Origin of the sequence: Serratia sp. CY40230, assembly GCF_052168835.1 — a bacterium.
Lineage (GTDB): Bacteria > Pseudomonadota > Gammaproteobacteria > Enterobacterales > Enterobacteriaceae > Serratia > Serratia nematodiphila.
Map to the genome: position 1 here is coordinate 596,786 of NZ_JBJNLX010000002.1, position 14,238 is coordinate 611,023.

12 protein-coding genes are annotated in these 14,238 nt (G+C 61.2%); 8 read left to right on the top strand and 4 right to left on the bottom strand.

What is annotated here, in order from left to right; genetic code table 11:
• Positions 1-130 precede the first annotated feature (130 nt).
• The 5 genes from galT (at position 131) to gpmA (ending at position 4,882) form a co-directional block, all read left to right on the top strand.
• The gene (gene galT, locus ACJ8IJ_RS10035) at positions 131-1,183 is read left to right on the top strand and encodes a galactose-1-phosphate uridylyltransferase (RefSeq protein ID WP_049187125.1); all 1,053 of its coding nucleotides are present in this window, start codon (positions 131-133) and stop codon (positions 1,181-1,183) included.
• On the top strand, positions 1,180-2,331 hold the full coding sequence (gene galK / locus ACJ8IJ_RS10040; RefSeq protein WP_049187123.1) for a galactokinase: 1,152 nt from the start codon (positions 1,180-1,182) through the stop codon (positions 2,329-2,331). The genes galT and galK overlap by 4 nt, the downstream gene beginning before the upstream one ends.
• The gene (gene galM / locus ACJ8IJ_RS10045; RefSeq protein WP_049187121.1) at positions 2,325-3,368 is read left to right on the top strand and encodes a galactose-1-epimerase; all 1,044 of its coding nucleotides are present in this window, start codon (positions 2,325-2,327) and stop codon (positions 3,366-3,368) included. Before galK ends, galM begins: the two co-directional genes overlap by 7 nt.
• A gap of 197 nt (positions 3,369-3,565) precedes the next feature.
• A complete protein-coding gene (locus tag ACJ8IJ_RS10050) occupies positions 3,566-3,913 on the top strand; it encodes a PsiF family protein (RefSeq protein ID WP_048322413.1) in 348 nt (115 codons plus the stop codon).
• A gap of 216 nt (positions 3,914-4,129) precedes the next feature.
• Positions 4,130-4,882 (top strand): 2,3-diphosphoglycerate-dependent phosphoglycerate mutase, encoded by a 753-nt coding sequence (gpmA, locus tag ACJ8IJ_RS10055; protein ID WP_004939834.1) that lies wholly within the window; start codon positions 4,130-4,132, stop codon positions 4,880-4,882.
• Between the two features lie 46 nt (positions 4,883-4,928).
• Here gpmA and ACJ8IJ_RS10060 read toward each other — a convergent pair whose 3' ends face one another.
• The 3 genes from ACJ8IJ_RS10060 to aroG all read right to left on the bottom strand — a co-directional run bounded on the left by ACJ8IJ_RS10060 (position 4,929) and on the right by aroG (position 8,484).
• Entirely contained in the window at positions 4,929-5,966 is a 1,038-nt protein-coding gene (locus ACJ8IJ_RS10060; RefSeq protein ID WP_004939835.1) for a M48 family metallopeptidase, read from the bottom strand.
• A gap of 7 nt (positions 5,967-5,973) precedes the next feature.
• On the bottom strand, positions 5,974-7,164 hold the full coding sequence (locus ACJ8IJ_RS10065) for a YjgN family protein (RefSeq protein ID WP_049187118.1): 1,191 nt from the start codon (positions 7,162-7,164) through the stop codon (positions 5,974-5,976).
• A 267-nt stretch (positions 7,165-7,431) separates the two neighbouring features.
• Positions 7,432-8,484: a 3-deoxy-7-phosphoheptulonate synthase AroG gene (aroG, locus tag ACJ8IJ_RS10070; protein WP_004939837.1), complete on the bottom strand. Its 1,053-nt coding sequence runs from the start codon at positions 8,482-8,484 to the stop codon at positions 7,432-7,434.
• 212 nt (positions 8,485-8,696) lie between these two features.
• Here aroG and ACJ8IJ_RS10075 point away from each other — a divergent pair, with 212 nt between their 5' ends.
• The 3 genes from ACJ8IJ_RS10075 to zitB are packed head-to-tail and all read left to right on the top strand — an operon-like array spanning position 8,697 to position 13,461.
• A complete protein-coding gene (locus ACJ8IJ_RS10075) occupies positions 8,697-9,302 on the top strand; it encodes a response regulator (RefSeq protein WP_048324882.1) in 606 nt (201 codons plus the stop codon).
• Positions 9,299-12,499, top strand: coding sequence for an ATP-binding protein (locus tag ACJ8IJ_RS10080; RefSeq protein WP_442518598.1), 3,201 nt, complete (start codon positions 9,299-9,301; stop codon positions 12,497-12,499). The genes ACJ8IJ_RS10075 and ACJ8IJ_RS10080 overlap by 4 nt, the downstream gene beginning before the upstream one ends.
• Entirely contained in the window at positions 12,499-13,461 is a 963-nt protein-coding gene (zitB, locus tag ACJ8IJ_RS10085; RefSeq protein ID WP_015376984.1) for a CDF family zinc transporter ZitB, read from the top strand. Before ACJ8IJ_RS10080 ends, zitB begins: the two co-directional genes overlap by 1 nt.
• 36 nt (positions 13,462-13,497) lie before the next feature.
• Here the strand turns inward: zitB and pnuC are convergent, their stop codons facing one another.
• Positions 13,498-14,223, bottom strand: coding sequence for a nicotinamide riboside transporter PnuC (pnuC, locus tag ACJ8IJ_RS10090; RefSeq protein ID WP_021504601.1), 726 nt, complete (start codon positions 14,221-14,223; stop codon positions 13,498-13,500).
• Positions 14,224-14,238: the final 15 nt, after the last annotated feature.

Consider the following 14,238-nt stretch of genomic DNA (forward strand, 5'->3'; position numbering starts at 1 on the left):
TTAGATCACCTTTTTACCGCCGCGGGCGTGCTATCTTTCTGCGCAATAGCCTCTCCCTGTTCAGCAACGGGCGTCTCAAGACGGTAATTGGAAGCGATTACACTTTCGTCGGCGCCAAGAAAGGAACCGTATGACGGAATTTAACCCTATCGATCATCCGCACCGCCGCTACAACCCGCTCAGCGGCCAGTGGGTGCTGGTTTCACCGCACCGCGCCAAGCGCCCCTGGCAGGGCCAACAAGAAGCCGTCCCAACGGAAACGCTGCCGGCGCACGATCCCGACTGTTTCCTGTGCCCGGGCAATGCGCGCGTCACCGGCGATCGCAATCCGGATTATCGCGGTACCTATGTTTTCGCCAACGATTTCGCCGCGCTGATGAGCGATACGCCACCGGCGCCCGATAGCCAGGATCCGCTGATGCGCAGCCAGAGCGCGCGCGGCGTCAGCCGGGTGATCTGCTTCTCTCCCGATCACAGCAAAACCCTGCCCGAACTGGCGCTGCCGGCGCTGGAACAGGTGGTCGCCGCCTGGCAGGCGCAAACCGATGAGCTGGGCAAGCACTATCCCTGGGTACAGCTGTTCGAAAACAAAGGCGCGGCGATGGGCTGCTCCAACCCGCACCCGCACGGGCAAGTCTGGGCCAACAGCTTTCTGCCGAACGAGGCCGAACGCGAAGATCGCCTGCAGCACGACTATTTTCGGGAACACGCCTCCCCGCTGCTGCTGGATTATGCGCAGCGCGAGCTGGCCGCAGGCGAGCGCATTGTGGTGAACACCGAACACTGGCTGGCGGTGGTGCCCTACTGGGCCGCCTGGCCGTTTGAAACGCTGCTGTTGCCGAAAGCGGCGGTGCAGCGCATTACCGATCTCAGTGCGGCGCAAAGCCGCGATCTGGCGCTGGCGCTGAAGAAGCTGACCAGCCGCTACGACAACCTGTTCCAATGTTCCTTCCCCTATTCGATGGGATGGCACGGCGCGCCGTTCAACGGTGCCGACAACCGGCACTGGCAGCTGCACGCCCATTTCTATCCGCCGCTGCTGCGTTCAGCCAGCGTGCGCAAGTTTATGGTCGGTTACGAGATGCTGGCGGAAACCCAGCGCGATCTGACCGCCGAACAGGCCGCAGAGCGTCTGCGCGCCGTCAGCGATATTCATTACCGTGAAGCCGGAGCCCAAGCATGAGCCTGAAACCGCTAACCCATTCCCTGTTTACCGAACACTTCGGCTACGCGCCGGCGCTGACCATCCAGGCGCCGGGGCGGGTGAACCTGATCGGCGAGCATACCGATTACAACGACGGCTTCGTGCTGCCCTGCGCCATCGATTATCAAACCGTCATCGCCTGCGCCAAGCGCGACGACCGCCAGATCCGCGTGCTGGCCGCCGATTATCAGAATCAGCAGGATCAATTCTCGCTCGACGAGCCGATCGTCAGCCACCCCGATCAGCGCTGGTCCGACTATGTGCGCGGCGTGGTGAAACATCTTCAGCGTCGCAACGCCGACTTCGGCGGTGCGGATCTGGTGATCGCCGGCAATGTACCGCAAGGGGCGGGACTCAGCTCCTCCGCCGCGCTGGAAGTGGCGGTGGGCCAGGCGCTGCAGGCGCTCTATCAGCTGCCGTTGGACGGCGTGGCGCTGGCGCTGAACGGCCAGGAGGCGGAGAACCAGTTCGTCGGCTGCAACTGCGGCATCATGGACCAGCTGATCTCCGCGCTCGGCCGGCGCGACAGCGCTCTGCTGATCGACTGCCGCTCGCTGGAGACCCGCGCGGTGCCGATGCCGGACAACGTCGCGGTGGTGATCGTCAACTCCAATGTGCAGCGCGGGCTGGTGGACAGCGAGTACAACACCCGCCGCACACAGTGCGAAGAAGCGGCGCGGTTCTTCGGCGTCAAGGCGCTGCGCGACGTTAGCCCCGAACAGTTTGCAGCGCGTCAACATCAGTTGGATCCGTTGGTGGCCAAACGCGCGCGGCACGTCATCAGCGAGAACGCCCGCACGCTGGCGGCGGCCGACGCGCTGGCGGCCGGCGACCTGCAGCGCATGGGGCGACTGATGGCGGAATCCCACGCCTCGATGCGCGATGACTTTGAAATCACCGTGCCGCCGATCGATCGGTTGGTCGAGATCGTCAAAGCGACGATCGGCCCGCGCGGTGGCGTGCGCATGACCGGCGGCGGCTTTGGCGGTTGCATCGTCGCGCTGATGCCGCAGGATCTCGTGGAGACGGTGCGTGCCGCCGTGGCGCACGAGTATCCGCGGCAAACCGGCGGATTGCAGGAAACCTTCTATGTCTGCCAGGCTTCGCAGGGGGCCGGTACATGCTGACGGCAACCACGGCTGCGGCGCCCGATGGGCAACCTTACCAGCTGACACTGCTGCAAAACGCCGGCGGCATGACGGTGACGCTGATGGACTGGGGCGCCACCTGGTTGTCCGCCGTCTTGCCGCTCAAATCTGGTGAAAAGCGCGAGCTGTTGCTGGGCTGCCACAGCCCGGCGGACTACCCACGTCAGGGCGCCTATCTGGGTGCCACCGTCGGCCGTTACGCCAACCGCATCGCCAACGCCAGTCTGCCCATCGACGGGAAACCCCATGCGCTGGACGCCAATCAGGGCGCCCATCAGTTGCACGGTGGCCCCGACGGTTTTCATGCCCGCCGCTGGCGCCGGGTGCAGCATGATGCGCAGCAGGTCTGCTATGCGCTGCATTCGGCGGAGGGCGATCAGGGTTTCCCCGGCAATCTCGACGTGCAGGTTTGTTACCGCCTGACCTCGGATAATCGCCTGGAAATCAACTATCTGGCGCAGGTCGATCGCCCCTGCCCGGTCAATCTGACCAACCATGCCTATTTCAATCTGGACGGCGCCGGCACCGACGCCCGCGCCCAACGGTTGCAGCTGTTCGCCGATCGCTACCTGCCTGTCGACGCCGAGGGCATTCCCTGCGCCGGGCTGACGCCGGTGGACGGCAGCGGCATGGATTTCCGCCAGCCGAAAACGCTGCTGCAGGATTTTCTGCGCGATTGCGACCAGCAGCGGGTGAAAGGCTACGATCACGCCTTTCTGCTGCATCGTACCTGCGGGGCGCTGGAGAGCCCGGCGGCGCATTTGTGGTCCGCCGACGGGCAAGTGCAAATGAGCGTGTTCACCGACGCGCCTGCGCTGCAGCTCTACAGCGGCAATTATCTGGCCGGCACGCCGGCGCGCGATGGCGGCAGCTACGCCAACCATGCCGGCGTGGCGCTGGAGAGCGAGTTTTTGCCGGACAGCCCGCACCATCCCGAATGGCCGCAGCCGGACTGTTGGCTGCAACCGGGGAGCCGCTACCGCAGCGCCACGCATTATCAGTTTTATCCTATCTGACCCGCTACGCCCCTCGCCGTGCGGCCGGGGGCAATTTGTTATAAATGCTTACCTTTTAGCGCCATCCCCCCACCGGCGCCCACCTTCCCTTATTCCAAAGCGCGCACTACACTCAGGCTACCGTGATAAGCACAACGCCTTGTGCAACGTCACAATTTTCGGCCGATGGCGGCCAATCAATAGCTGAAGGAACACCTATGCGTCTGATTACTGCACTTCCATTGCTGGCGGGCTTAATGCTGAGCACCAATCTGATGGCGGCCGACGCGACGACGGCGACGAAAACGCCTTCGCCGGCGCAGGCGGCCCAACAGAAACGCATGACCGATTGCAACCAGCAGGCATCCAGCAAGTCGCTGAAAGGCGCCGATCGCTCCACCTTTATGAGCACCTGCCTGAAGTCCGAAGGCACCGCTGCGTCCGGCAAAACCCTGACGCCGCAGCAGCAGAAAATGAAAAGCTGCAATGCCGACGCCAAGACCAAGGATCTGAAGGGCGACGCGCGTAAAACCTTCATGAGCAACTGCCTGAAAAAATCGGCCTGATTTTCCCCACGCCACGGCGCGTCCGGAGCGATTCCGACGTGCCGTTTCTCCCCCTTCCGCCTCAGCCTGAACGATTCAGCTTTTTCCTTTCGCCAGCCCTTACTTTGCGGCAAGAAATTGGCTATGGTTAGACACTATCGATTGCCGAGCCCCGGCCCGCGGCAATATAATGATTTTCGTTATCATTGAAATGTCAGATTATTAAGGAGTTAAGCTATGGCTGTAACTAAGCTGGTTCTGGTGCGTCACGGCGAAAGCCAGTGGAACCAAGAAAACCGCTTCACCGGTTGGTATGATGTTGATCTGTCCGACAAGGGCCGCACCGAAGCGAAAGCAGCAGGCAAGCTGTTGAAAGAAGAAGGTTTCACTTTCGACTTCGCTTACACCTCCGTACTGAAGCGCGCGATCCACACCCTGTGGAACATCCTCGACGAGCTGGATCAGGCCTGGTTGCCAACCGAAAAATCCTGGAAGCTGAACGAACGTCACTACGGCGCGCTGCAGGGTCTGAACAAAGCGGAAACCGCAGAAAAATACGGCGACGAGCAGGTGAAACAATGGCGTCGCGGCTTCGCGGTGACCCCACCTGAGCTGACCAAAGAAGACGAACGTTACCCTGGCCACGATCCGCGCTACGCTTCGCTGACCGAGCAAGAGCTGCCGCTGACCGAAAGCCTGGCGCTGACCATCGATCGCGTTATCCCTTACTGGGACGAAGAGATCCTGCCACGCATCAAGAGCGGCGAGCGCGTGATCGTTGCGGCGCACGGCAACTCGCTGCGCGCGCTGGTGAAATACCTGGATAACCTGAGCGAAGATGAAATCCTCGAGCTGAACATCCCAACCGGCGTGCCGTTGGTGTATGAGTTCGACGAGAACTTCAAGCCAACCAAACGTTACTACCTGGGTAACGCCGACGAGATCGCAGCAAAAGCAGCGGCCGTAGCGAACCAGGGTAAAGCGAAGTAATTTCGCCCGTTCACGAAAAAGCCCCCGGTTTTCACCGGGGGCTTTTTTATTGCTGCTGCGCCATCGCCTCATTCACCGCATCCAGCCGTTCCTGCATCGCCGGATGGGTGCTGAGCCAGGCAGGCAGCGCCCAGTCATCGGTCTTTTCTCGTTCAGGCGCCTGCGCCAACGCGCGGTAGATCGCCGCCATTTCCGCCAGCGAACGCCCCTGGCGCTGCATTTCCGCTATCGCAAACGCATCCGCCTCACGCTCCATCCCGCGAGAAAACTGCATCTCATTCACGAAGGACGCAGACTGCAGCAGCGTGTCGCCGATGCCGCTGACGTCACCCGTCATCCACATCAGCGTCAACGCCACCAGTGACGAACGCACCAACATGCGCATCGGGTGACGATGAGCGTGATGCCCCATCTCATGCAGCATCACCGCCGCCAGGCCATCGTCGTTTTTTGACAAGGTGACCAGGCTATCGCTGAGCACCAGCGTGCCATCGGGCAACATAAAGGCGTTCGGCGCACCGGGCGCCGCCATCAGCTTCAGCGAGAGCGGCGTGCGCTCCTGGCGCATCTCGGCCGGCATCACCTGCCGGAATAGCTGCTGCAACGCCCGTTGCCGCTCGGCCGGCAGTGCAGAGGGCGCGAAGCCGCTCTGGTCCAAAAACGTCTGCGTATGTTTGCCCAGCGTCTGTTCCACCGAGGTGGGGATGCGCATGGCGATCTCGCTGCTCGCCCACGGCAGCACCACGTAAACGTAAGCCACTACCGCCAGCAGCGTCATCAGCAGCGCCAGGGCGACGCCGCGTTTATGGCGTTCCAGGCGATGCACCCACCCTGGCGAACGGCGCTGATAGAACCAGCGGCGAAAGGCCGCGTCGTCGTCAGGCACAAAGCGCCCGCCGCCCTTGAAAGTGAGCGTCAGCGGAATATTACCCAGCGCGGCAGAAACGGTGATGTCCGTCAGCGGGATGTAACGCTGTTCATCCTGCCGCTGCAACGTCACGCCTTCGCCGCTTTCGTTCACCAGCAGACGAGCCGCCTCACGTGCGGCCCGTCCCGGCAACTGATAAGCGCCTTCAAGGATCATCGGCGCCTCAGAAGTTGCCGCCCAAATCCAGCGCCTGCAGCGCTTCTTCGGCCACCGCGCTGTTGGCGCTTTCCTGATGCGCCGTAATGTCCAGCAGCGCCAAATCGCCTTCAACCGCCGTGCAGGCCGCCAGATAACGGGCATGACGCACTTCCGCCACCGGCGCCGCCAAACCGAGCGAGAACAGGGTAATCAGGGTATTGGTGATCAACAATCCCATGTATGGCAGCGTTTTCATTGAGGAATGCAGCTTGATGTCGCCGTTCAGCCTTGCCTGGTTAAACAGATAATTGCGCTGGGCAACGACCTGGTAGCTGCTGGCCACCAGCGCGCCGATCAACAGCACCACCATCATCAGCAGAAGGCTGCTGATATTGTCCAGCACCAGCACATCAATGGCTTCGTTGGTTAACATCCCCATCAACACCATCTGATAGAGAGTAAAGAAGAACGAACCGATGCACACCAACGCGACCAACATGAATGGCAGGAATATGAGCAGGCCGATCAAGGCAAATTTGATAAAGGCCGATTTCTTCAGTTCGGCAATAAACGGAGTGCGCCCGAAGAACAGGTTATTAACGTACAAATCATGCTGCAGTGCGCTAATAATACCATTTACCGCCGCAAATGCCGGCACGGCCAAAATCAGCGTCAGCACCAGCATAAAAGCGATGGCGTTGATGCTGCCAAGACCGCTGCCAATGCCGAGCAAGATGATCAGACCGACATACAGCCCGATAATCAGCAATAACGGGCAGAACAGTAAAGCCCAATAGGCGCGCCCGGTGCGGCAGACATAATTAAAACGCACGCCGCGATAGCTCGACATAATCGCATTGTAGCGCCAGCTGCGGATAACGATCCACGGCAGCAGGGCAAGCAACACCAGCAAAGCCAGCAGCCCCAACAGTGGCGTTATCGCCAACAAGATATAAAACACGATGATGCCGCCGATCACCAACAGCCGCCCTTTCAGAATTTGCAGCGGTTGTGCATGGTAGTCGAAACGATCGCCGTCCAATTCCGTGTTGCCGTAAAAATAGCGGCGACGGCGCACCGTCGCCCAGGCGGAATAGATGCCCAGGGTCAGGGCGGTCAATAATGCATTGACTAACCAAATTGCGAAGTACTCACCACCTTTCCCATGGAATTTAATCCGGTGCAGCCCCAGCGGCTGCGAGGTATTGTCTGTCATAATTCTTTCATCCTGAAAGGAATAAGGTCATACCACTCCCCACTTATTAGGCCTGCGGGGTTTATGGAATAAAAAAAGCGTCTTATATAAGCACAATGCCGCGAGCAGTGACAATTATTCTTTTCTTAAATAGGAATAATGCGAAGGGGGTCGCTTAATGACTTAATTGGCCCATTAACTGTAAGCCTTAAAGTCGTGGAATATAGAGAAGTGCAATGGCAAAGATAAAACAAGGGCCCGCTATCGGGCCCTTTTCATTGTTTGCGGTTATCCGCGGCGCGCTTTTACCGCCGCCGCCAGATCGCGCAGCACGGTTTCAGTGTCCTGCCAGCCGATGCAGCCGTCGGTCACGCTCTTGCCGTAAACCAGCGGTTCGCCGCTTTCGAGGTTCTGGTTGCCTTCCACCAGGTGGCTTTCGATCATCACGCCGATGATCGCTTTTTCACCGCCGCTGATCTGCCCGCACACGTCCGCACTCACGTCCAGCTGCTTTTTGAACTGTTTGCTGCTGTTGGCGTGGCTGAAGTCGATCATCACCTGCGCCGGCAGCCCGGCTTTGCTCAGGCCGGCTTTGACGTCCTTCACGTGCGCCGCGCTGTAGTTCGGCTCTTTGCCGCCGCGCAGGATAATGTGGCAGTCGCCGTTGCCGCTGGTATTAACGATCGCCGAGTGGCCCCACTTGGTCACCGACAGGAAGCAGTGCGGCGCGCCGGCGGCGTTGATGGCGTCGATCGCCACCTTGATGGTGCCGTCGGTACCGTTCTTGAAACCGACCGGGCACGAGAGGCCGGAGGCCAGCTCGCGGTGCACCTGCGATTCCGTGGTGCGCGCGCCGATGGCGCCCCAGCTCATCAGATCCGCCAGGTACTGCGGCGTGATCATGTCGAGGAATTCGCCGGCGGCCGGCAGGCCGCTGTCGTTGATCTCCACCAGCAGCTTGCGCGCCAGGCGCAGGCCGTCGTTGATGTTGAAGCTGTTGTCCATCTGCGGATCGTTGATCAGGCCTTTCCAGCCCACGGTGGTGCGCGGTTTTTCGAAGTATACGCGCATCACCACTTCCAGCTCGCCGCTCAGTTCTTCACGCAGCGCCAGCAGGCGCCCCGCGTACTCTTTGGCGGCTTGGGTATCGTGGATGGAGCAAGGGCCAATCACCACCAGCAGGCGATCGTCGCTGCCGCGGAGGATATTGTGAATTGCGCTGCGGGCCTGGGACACCGTCTTTGCCGCGCGTTCAGTGGCCGGGAATTTCTCCAGCAGAGCCACCGGCGGCAGGAGTTCCTTAATATCATTAATGCGTAAATCGTCGTTTTGGTAATTCATAGCTTTTCCATTCGGTATCGAGGGGTATTTCGCAGTGCGTAACGGTGTAGATCCCAACAATCTAGCCTGTGGGAATGGCGCTGTAAATCACCTTTGCCCCCCTCCGCTGGAACCGCCAAATTAACAGCAGATTGTGCTGTTTCATCAGGGGAGCACAGAGCCTCCTTTTTCGCTATGCTAGCGATCGGAATATAAAGCGACCCGAGTTGAACATGCCTTCTCTGTTATTAGTTGATGACCACCCGGTGGTTCATGTCGCACTGGAAGCGGCGCTAATGAAATCATCCCGCCCCTACCGTCTGCAGGCGGCGCAGGGTGACGTCCAGGCGCTGGCTCTGCTGGCCGAGACCGCTTTCAGCCTGGTGATCCTGGATATCGGCCTGCCGCAGGTCGACGGGCTGCAGCTGTTGAAAAAAATCCGCCGCCACTACCCGCAACAAAAGATCCTGATCTATACCGCGCAAGAGGCCGATGTCTATGCGCGCATGGCGCATGCCGCCGGCGCCGACGGTTTCGTCAATAAAGGCAGCTCGCTGGCGGAGTTGGTGCAGGCGATCGAGCAGGTGCTGGACGGTGAAACCAGTTTCCCCGCCGCCGCGCTGGCCGAAGAAGCGCCGACGGCGGACGGCGGGCTGCTCACGCCCAAGGAGCTCGAGGTGCTGGGCTTGCTGAGCCAGGGGCTGTCCAACCTGCAGATCGCCGACCGGCTGCACATCAGCAACAAGACCGTCAGCACGCACAAAAAAAACATCCAGCGCAAAACCGGCGCCGGCAACCTGCTGGAGCTGGTGGCGGTGTTTAAAGAGCTGGCGCCATGATGCGCCGCGCCCTGCTGCTGCTGATCCTGTGGTGCGGCCTGGCGCAGGCGGGGGAGCCGGTGCGCTATCAGCTGGTCAGCAACCTGAATACCCCCGAGAATATGCTGATCGTCGGCGAGAAAAATCCCTGGCGCGACCGCACGCTGCGCGTCGGCATCATCAGTGAGAACACCAGCCCGTACAACATCATTGTGGATGACGATCTGTATGGGCTGAACGCCGACTACCTCGGCTATATTCAGCAGGTGACCGGCATCCGCTTCGCCATTTACGGCTTCGCCGACCTGACCCAGCTGGAACAGGCGCTGCACGACGGCAAGGTCGATCTGCTGTACGGCATCCCGCAGAGCGAAGCGCTGCACGGGCTGGAGATCTCCCAGCCTTACTACGTCAGCAACCTGCGCGTATTGCGCGATCGCAGCAACGATCGGCCGGTGATGCTCAATTCCGCCAACGCCCGCGTCGCGATCGGCGCGCTGACCGACATGCAGTCCGGCGGCGCCCTGCAGGCGGTGGCGTCGCAGATCCAGCGCTACGACAACAACCTGCAGGCGGTCTATTCGTTGCTGAACGGCAGCAGCGACTACTTTATCGCCGACGAGGCCAGCGCCAGCTTTATCATCGACCAGCTGCAGCTTGGCCAGCTCTATCAGATTGAAAGCAACGAGAACCTGGGCAACCTCTCCTTCGTGTTCGCCGCCGCCGATCCGCGGCTGATAGACACGCTGAACACCGCCATCGCCGACGCGCCGATGGAACTGATGAATGCCCTGCAGAGCCGCTGGAGCAAAAAGATCCCGAGCTACCTCGATACCGGCAATGCCGATCTGACGACGATGGAGAAGAATTGGGTAGCGAGCCACCGCGTGGTTTACTACGCCGCCATCGAGAACAACTTCCCGTTCGCCTACCGCGGTTCCGACGGCCAGCCGCGCGGCTACGCCATCGATATTCTCAACATCATCGCGCAAAACACCGGGCTGCGTTTCGCGCCGCTGTGGGCGCGCAACGCCGAGCAGGCCGATCAGCTGGTGCAGTCCGGCCAGGCCAGCTTCCGCGCCGCCCTGCCGCTGGCGCGCGGCGTCAAGGCGCGCTACGGCGCCAGCATGCCGATCCACCGTTCGCTGTGGGGCGTTTACGTCGGCCAGTATGCCAACGGCGTCTCGACCTGGGGCGATCTGGCCGGCAAGCGCATCGGCGTACTGCAGGGCGATTTGGCTCAGGGGCTGGTGCCGGAGCAGGAACAGACCGTCAGCTTCGCCGACAGCAAGTCGATGTACGACGCGCTGGCCAACGGCCAGCTGGATGCGCTGGTGGATAACGTCATCTCCGCCAACTTTTTGGCGCTGTCGCGCTATTCCGGCGCCATCAAGCTGGCCTTCGCCGCCAACAACATCCCCTATCCGGTGGCCTTCGGCGTGCGCCGCGATCAACCGCTGCTGCTGGCGATCCTCGATAAGAACCTGATGCAGATCCCGGCGGATACCCTGCAATCGCTGCGCGACGAGTGGATCGTCGACCGCAGCAACCTGATCGACGCGGTGAACGACAACCGCATGCCGCCGCAGACCACCTGGCTGCTGGCGCTGTTGGCCGCCGCCACCGTGCTGCTGCTGGCGCTGACGCTGCGCCGTTTCATGCTGCAACGCCGTGAAAAACGCGAACGCGAAGAGCTCGAGCAGGCGCGCCGCCGCGCCGAAGCGGAAAATCGCATGAAGAGCAAATTCCTCGCCACCGTCAGCCATGAACTGCGCACGCCGATGCACGCCATCCTCGGCCTGCTGGAACTGGAGCTCAAACGCCAACCTGCGCCGGAAGGCCTGCCGGTGATTTACAGTTCGGCCTCATCGCTGCTCAACCTGCTCAACGACCTGCAGGATCACGCGCGGCTGGAAACCGGGTCGTTGACGTTGGCGCCAAAACCGGTGGCGCTGCGCCCCTGGGTCGCGCGCATCGACGCCCTTTACCGGCCGCTTATCGGCGAACGGCCGTTGACCTTGAGCGTGGTGGCGGATCCGGCGCTGCCGGAGGCGGTGATTATTGATGGTGAGCGTTTACTTCAGGTGGCTAACAACCTGATAAACAACGCGATAAAGTTCACGCCGCGCGGCGCCATTCAGGTCGACGTCGGCTGGCGCGCACAGGATGAACGACGGGGAGAGTTGCAGTTAACGGTGAACGACAGCGGCTGCGGCATCGCCGCCGATGAGGTAGGCAAGCTGTTTCAACCGTTTTACCGCGCGCGCGGCGCGCAACGCATCTCGGTGCAAGGTACCGGTTTGGGCCTGTCGATCTGCAAAGAAATCGTCGAACAGATGGGCGGCCGCATCGAGTTGCACTCGCAGCCGGGCGTCGGCACCCGCGTCGAGGTCGCGATACCGGTCGAGCTGAGCGGCGCCGCGACGGCTGGCGCCCAGGAGGAGCACACCTTTGCTCTGCCGTCTCCCGCCTTGCGTACCGCGCTGATCGACGACCATCCCACCAATTTGTTGTTGCTGGAACGCCAGCTGCGCCACTTCGGGCTGCAGCCGGCCCGCTTTGAACAAGGCTATGCGCTGCTGAAAGCTCAGCGCCGGCAGCCTTTCGATCTGCTGTTTATCGACTATAACATGCCACGCCCGGACGGCCTGACGCTGGCCAGGCTGATCCGCCGCGACGAACAGCGGCTACGGCGCCCGCCTTGCGGCATCGTGCTCTGCTCGGCAGACGTGCAGGAGTTTACCCGCATCCCGCCAGGGCTGGTGGCGATCGACCACTTCCTGACCAAGCCAATTTCACTGGCGGCGATCGGCCAGGTATTGGCTCAGCAACCGCAGGTTCAGGAAGAAAAGTTAGTCCTTACTGACCTGCGGCAAACGCTGGCCGAAATGGCGGGCGGCGATCGCGCCATGATGCAGCGGCTGGCGCAGACGCTCAGCGACACGCTGCGGCAAGACCGGCAGCGGCTCGCGGATGCCGTCGCCGCGAGCGACTGGCCACGCCTGGAACAGGCGGCGCACCGCATCAAGGGCAGCCTGCTGATGCTGCAGCTGCCGGAAGCCGCGCAGCTGTGCCAGCAACTGGTGGAAACCGCACGTCGGGGCGAGCTTGCCGCCGCCGCTTATACTAAATTAAAGGCGTTAGTGGCGCAGATAGAACCGGAGCTGGACGCTCTGCTCGCCGCCGCCCCCACTTTCGCTATGCATAAGGATGAATAATGTCGGACACTCCACACGTACACCTGCCGAAAGACAGTAATAGTAAACGCCTACTGACCGCTTTTTTAGTCACCGCCGTCTTTATGGTGGCCGAGGTGGTCGGCGGCCTGTTGTCCGGCTCGCTGGCGCTGTTGGCCGACGCGGGGCACATGCTGACCGATGCCGCCGCGCTGCTGGTGGCGCTGATGGCGGTGCACTTTTCCCAGCGCAAGCCCAACGCGCGCCACACCTTTGGCTATCTGCGCCTAACCACCCTGGCGGCCTTCCTCAACGCCGCGGCGCTACTGGTGATCGTGGTATTCATCCTGTGGGAGGCGATACGGCGTTTCTTCGAACCCCAGCCGGTGATGGGCACTCCGATGCTGATCATCGCCATAGCGGGGCTGCTGGCGAACCTGTTCGCCTTCTGGCTGCTGCATCGCGGCAACGAAGAGAAAAATATCAACGTGAGGGCGGCCGCGCTGCATGTGCTGGGCGACCTGCTCGGCTCGGTGGGGGCCATCGTCGCCGCCATCGTTATTCTCGCCACCGGCTGGACGCCGATTGACCCGATCCTGTCGGTGCTGGTCTCCTGTCTGGTGCTGCGCAGCGCCTGGCGGCTGCTGAAGGAGAGCTTCCACGAGCTGCTGGAAGGCACGCCGCAGGAGGTCGACATCGCCAAGCTGCAAAAAGACCTGTGCCTGAACATCCCGGAAGTGCGCAATATCCACCACGTACACGTCTGGCAGATCGGCGAACAGAAGCTGATGACGCTGCATGCGCAGGTGATCCCGCCGCATGACCACGATGGGCTGTTGCAACGCATCCAGGCTTATCTGTTGGAACACTACAAGATCGGACACGTGACTATTCAGATGGAGTACCGGCACTGCGAGACGCCGGACTGCGGCATCAACCGGGCGCCGGAGCCGAGTGAACACTCACATGCCGAAGCGCATTCGCACCTGGGGCATCGCCACTAAGCCAAGAGGGCGCCATCACGGCGCCCTCTGCTGTTATTACGGAGCGGAAGATAACGGATTGGAATGGTTGCGCCCGGCGCTCTTGATCCACAGCCAGGAGCCGTTCAGCGCGATCAGCGTCAGAATGACGTACTCCAGCGCCATCGCATACACGCCCTGGTAAGCGAAGATCGCCACGCTGATGACATCGATCACCACCCACAGCAGCCAGTTTTCCACGTACTTGCGCGTCATCAGGATCATCGCCACGATGGAGAGCACCATCATCGCCGAATCCCAGAACGGGAAGGCGTCCGGCTGCAGCGTCGGCATCTGTACGTTCAGCCCCAGCCCTTGCATCACCGCCACCGCAATCTGCGTCAGCCAGGCGAACACGCGGTCGATGTTAAAGGTCATCAGGCCAATGCCGATGACGCACACCGCCGCCCAGGCCAGCGCTTTCGGCAGCGGCAGCCAGCGGATCTGCAGCTCGGCCTGATTATCCTGGGTTTGGCGGCTCCAGGCATACCAACCGTAAATGTTGGCGCCGAAGAAAAACAGCTGCAGCAGCAGGCTGGCGTACAGCTGGATCTGGAAGAAAATCACCGCGAACAGCGTGACGTTGATCAAACCGAACAGGTAGTTGATGATTTTTTCCTTGCTGGCGTACCAGATGCACAGCAACCCGAACAGTGTGCCGATGGCTTCGATCCACGACAGATCGTAACCGCCCGCGCCAAGCGGAATATGCACCAGAATATTGCTGGTACTGAAGAAGCTCATGAGGTCATCCTTTTA